This is a genomic window from Streptococcus sp. 3613 (genome assembly GCF_013277375.1).
GTDB classification, from domain to species: domain Bacteria; phylum Bacillota; class Bacilli; order Lactobacillales; family Streptococcaceae; genus Streptococcus; species Streptococcus pseudopneumoniae.
On record NZ_VMMV01000133.1, the window covers coordinates 1 to 4,423 of the forward strand.

The window sequence follows — 4,423 nt, forward strand, 5'->3', positions numbered from 1 at the left end:
TCACGGGTGGTTATGACTTCAAAATCTAGTGGAATAAATCTGGAATAGTCCATCGAGCTTTCTAATACTCTTCGAAAATCTCTTCAAACCACGTCAACGTCGCCTTGCCGTGAGTATGGTTACTGACTTCGTNNTTTGAGCAACCTGCGGCTAGTTTCCTAGTTTGCTCTTTGATTTTCATTGAGTATAACACATTGTTAGAAGTTGGTTTAAATTCCCTAATCAATTTGTTCACATTTACCTTCGATATATTATATCCCATAGTTAAGGTTGGTCATACAGATGATTATAGTCATGGAGCCGTAAAACTTAGTGTTTCTTTAGTTGACAAAGATGCCATGAAAAAAATATCTGTAACTGTAATAGGATATTTTGAAATAAATATAGATGAAAATATCACCGATATTCTATACGTAAATGGTACTGCTATTCTTTATCCTTATTTACGTTCTATTGTTTCAATAGTTTCGGCAATTGATAGCAGTGAAGCAATGTTGCTACCTACCATTAATGTTTTAGAGTTACTAGATAAATCTCAACCTTTTGAAGAAGAATAATTTATTAGCTCACTAAATTGAGGGTAAGGAAAAGTAAAAGCTGTAAGAAAAATGTCTTGCATTATACAGCAACCTTTTGGGAATGAGTAGATGGATTGAATAAAATTTGATTAAGAGTGGATGATTTATCTGTAGATTATTATTGGACAGTTAGTCTTGAAGTAGTCTAAGAATTAGGTTATAATCAGTAGAAGCCTTGCTAATAATGAGGAGGTTAGTTTATGTATAGTAGACTGAATCTAAAATAGTATGAAACAATTGCTAAAACATTTATAGAAATTAATTTTACTTTTCCAATCAATTTGTTCTCATCTTATTTCAATCCGCTATATATTATGGTATCGAATCTTCATCAGAATGATAAAATTAATCAATTAATATCTGATTACAAACAGAATATGAAAGCTTTTTATATCACTATTGAAAAATTTATACGAGATGATGAAAGTCTTAAGTGTTATTTTACAAAGGTTATTTCAAGTCGTTCCAAGGTAACAAGTCTAAATCAGATTGAAGCTGATAAAACGATACAAAGAAAATATTCAAGTGAGCTAAAAAAATTTATTGGATTTTATAATGAGATTATTTGTGAGGAAAATAGTTTCCTACATGTACGAAAGAGGTGGTCGAGTTGGTTTAGGTAGTCGGTGCGTGAGTTGATAATTCTCAGGGTATGGACTTCTTTTTCATGAATGAGGTAAAAGAGCAGGTATTGTTTAGAGACAATCATTCTGAGCATATTTTCTGGATAGAGGGAGTATCCGATTTTATGATCAAAGTTAATACCGCCCTCTGGTGAGAAGATGAGTAGGTTGGTAATTTAAACTATTCAACTGAATTTTTGATTAAAAGTATTATTTTATGAGAGAAATCCTAATTTCACAATCCATAGGCAAACGCTTGCATTCTGTTTTTTATTGGACTATAATAGGTTGGTATAAAGCCTTCTGTAGTAATAAAATGTAGAAGGTGTAGAAAGTAAGGATTTAGAATATTTGTAGTTAAAAACACAATGTTGCTATTCCTTATGATAGGGAGATAGATATGGCAATGATAGAAGTGGAACATCTTCAGAAACATTTTGTGAAGATTGTTAAGGAACCGGGCTTGAAGGGGGCTTTGCGCTCCTTTATTCATCCTGAAAAGCAGACCTTTGAAGCGGTCAAGGATTTGACCTTTGAGGTTCCAAAAGGGCAGATTTTAGGATTTATCGGGGCAAATGGTGCTGGGAAGTCGACAACCATTAAAATGCTGACAGGAATTTTGAAACCAACATCTGGTTTTTGTCGGATTAACGGCAAGATTCCCCAGGACAATCGGCAAGATTATGTCAAAGATATTGGCGTAGTCTTTGGACAACGCACCCAGCTATGGTGGGATTTGGCTCTGCAAGAGACCTACACTGTCTTAAAAGAGATTTATGATGTGCCAGACTCGCTCTTTCATAAGCGTATGGACTTTTTGAATGAAGTCTTGGATTTGAAGGACTTTATCAAGGATCCCGTGCGGACTCTTTCACTGGGACAACGGATGCGGGCGGATATTGCGGCCTCCTTGCTCCACAATCCCAAGGTTCTTTTTTTAGATGAGCCGACCATTGGTTTGGACGTTTCGGTTAAGGATAATATTCGTCGGGCAATTACTCAGATCAATCAAGAGGAAGAAACTACCATTCTTTTGACCACTCACGATTTGAGTGATATTGAGCAACTTTGTGATCGGATTTTCATGATTGACAAGGGGAAAGAGATTTTTGATGGAACGGTGAGCCAACTCAAGGATACCTTTGGTAAGATGAAGACTCTCTCTTTTGAACTGCTACCAGGTCAAAGTCATCTCGTCTCTCACTATGAAGGTCTGTCTGATATGACCATTGATAGACAAGGAAACAGCCTCAACATTGAATTTGATAGTTCTCGCTACCAGTCAGCTGACATTATCAAGCAAACCCTGTCTGATTTTGAAATCCGCGATTTGAAGATGGTGGATACGGATATTGAGGATATTATCCGTCGCTTCTACCGAAAGGAGCTCTAGGATGATCAAATTGTGGAGACGTTATAAACCCTTTGTCAATGCAGGGGTTCAGGAGTTGATTACTTACCGAGTCAACTTTATTCTCTATCGGATTGGCGATGTCATGGGGGCTTTTGTGGCCTTTTATCTCTGGAAGGCTGTCTTTGATTCTTCGCAAGAGTCTTTGATTCAGGGCTTCAGTATGGCGGATATCACCCTCTACATCATCATGAGTTTTGTGACCAATCTTCTGACTAGATCCGATTCGTCCTTTATGATTGGGGAGGAGGTCAAGGATGGCTCCATTATCATGCGTTTGTTGCGACCAGTGCATTTTGCGGCCTCCTATCTTTTCACCGAGCTTGGTTCCAAGTGGTTGATTTTTATCAGCGTTGGCCTTCCATTTTTAAGTGTCATTGTTTTGATGAAAATCTTATCTGGGCAAGGGATTGTAGAAGTGCTGGGATTAACTGTCCTTTATCTCTTTAGCCTAACTTTGGCTTATCTGATTAACTTTTTCTTTAATATTTGCTTTGGATTTTCAGCCTTTGTGTTTAAAAATCTTTGGGGTTCCAATCTACTCAAGACTTCCATAGTGGCCTTTATGTCTGGAAGTTTGATTCCCTTGGCTTTCTTTCCAAAGGTTGTTGCAGATATTCTGTCCTTCCTGCCTTTTTCATCCTTGATTTATACCCCAGTCATGATTATTGTTGGGAAATACGATGCTAATCAGATGCTTCAGGCACTCGCTTTGCAGTTTTTCTGGCTCTTAGTGATGGTGGGCTTGTCTCAGTTGATTTGGAAACGAGTCCAGTCCTTTATCACCATTCAAGGAGGTTAGTATGAAAAAATATCAACGCATGCATCTGATTTTTATCAGACAATACATCAAGCAAATCATGGAATACAAGGTGGATTTTGTGGTTGGTGTCTTGGGAGTCTTTCTGACTCAAGGCCTGAATCTCTTATTTCTCAATGTCATCTTTCAACACATCCCATCCCTAGAAGGTTGGACTTTTCAAGAAATTGCCTTTATCTATGGTTTTTCCTTGATTCCTAAGGGCTTGGACCATCTCTTTTTTGACAATCTCTGGGCACTGGGGCAACGCTTGGTGCGAAAAGGAGAATTTGATAAGTATCTGACTCGTCCTATCAATCCTCTCTTTCACATCTTGGTTGAGACCTTTCAGATTGATGCCTTAGGCGAACTCTTGGTCGGTGGTATTTTATTGGGAACAACCATGACCAGCATTGCTTGGACTCTTCCAAAATTCCTGCTTTTCCTAGTCTGTATTCCTTTTGCGACCTTGATTTATACTTCTCTTAAAATCGCGACAGCCAGCATCGCTTTTTGGACCAAGCAGTCAGGGGCTATGATTTACATTTTCTATATGTTTAATGATTTTGCAAAGTATCCGATTTCGATTTACAATTCTCTTCTTCGTTGGTTGATTAGCTTTATCGTGCCTTTTGCCTTTACGGCCTACTATCCTGCTAGCTATTTTTTGCAGGACAAGGATGTACTCTTTAACATTGGAGGTTTGATTTTGATTTCCCTTGTCTTTTTTGGTATTTCCTTGAAACTATGGGACAGGGGCTTGGATTCTTATGAAAGTGCTGGATCCTAAGATGAAGAAACTCAAAGCCTTGTCTTAGGACAGGCTTTTTCTAATAGAGATGAAAATTCCTTGACATCTATTCTCAGAGTGCTATACTGTAAGTGTAATCGCCGATTTATCTCAGTTGGTAGAGCAAGGCACTCGTAAAGCCTAGGTCACAGGTGAACATATGACTGAAGATTTGAAAAAATAGATATGTATAAATAACCGTTAACCCCAATTATTCACCCC

At 37.8% G+C, this 4,423-nt stretch carries 5 protein-coding genes; all 5 read left to right on the forward strand.

The genetic code is table 11. The features are described 5' to 3' along the window. Nucleotides 1-194 precede the first annotated feature (194 nt). The 5 genes from HT708_RS11365 to HT708_RS11380 all read left to right on the forward strand — a co-directional run bounded on the left by HT708_RS11365 (nucleotide 195) and on the right by HT708_RS11380 (nucleotide 4,201). Entirely contained in the window at nucleotides 195-557 is a 363-nt protein-coding gene (locus HT708_RS11365; protein ID WP_000895069.1) for a protein-export chaperone SecB, read from the forward strand. A 398-nt stretch (nucleotides 558-955) separates the two neighbouring features. After that, nucleotides 956-1,201 carry a hypothetical protein gene (locus HT708_RS12400; protein ID WP_000643408.1) on the forward strand — a complete coding sequence of 82 codons (246 nt, stop codon included), beginning with the start codon at nucleotides 956-958 and terminating at the stop codon, nucleotides 1,199-1,201. Between the two features lie 400 nt (nucleotides 1,202-1,601). Continuing rightward, on the forward strand, nucleotides 1,602-2,594 hold the full coding sequence (locus HT708_RS11370; protein WP_172926405.1) for an ATP-binding cassette domain-containing protein: 993 nt from the start codon (nucleotides 1,602-1,604) through the stop codon (nucleotides 2,592-2,594). Between the two features lies 1 nt (nucleotide 2,595). After that, nucleotides 2,596-3,414 carry an ABC-2 family transporter protein gene (locus HT708_RS11375; protein WP_172926406.1) on the forward strand — a complete coding sequence of 273 codons (819 nt, stop codon included), beginning with the start codon at nucleotides 2,596-2,598 and terminating at the stop codon, nucleotides 3,412-3,414. A 1-nt stretch (nucleotide 3,415) separates the two neighbouring features. Continuing rightward, nucleotides 3,416-4,201 carry an ABC transporter permease gene (locus HT708_RS11380; protein ID WP_000760734.1) on the forward strand — a complete coding sequence of 262 codons (786 nt, stop codon included), beginning with the start codon at nucleotides 3,416-3,418 and terminating at the stop codon, nucleotides 4,199-4,201. Nucleotides 4,202-4,423 lie beyond the last annotated feature (222 nt).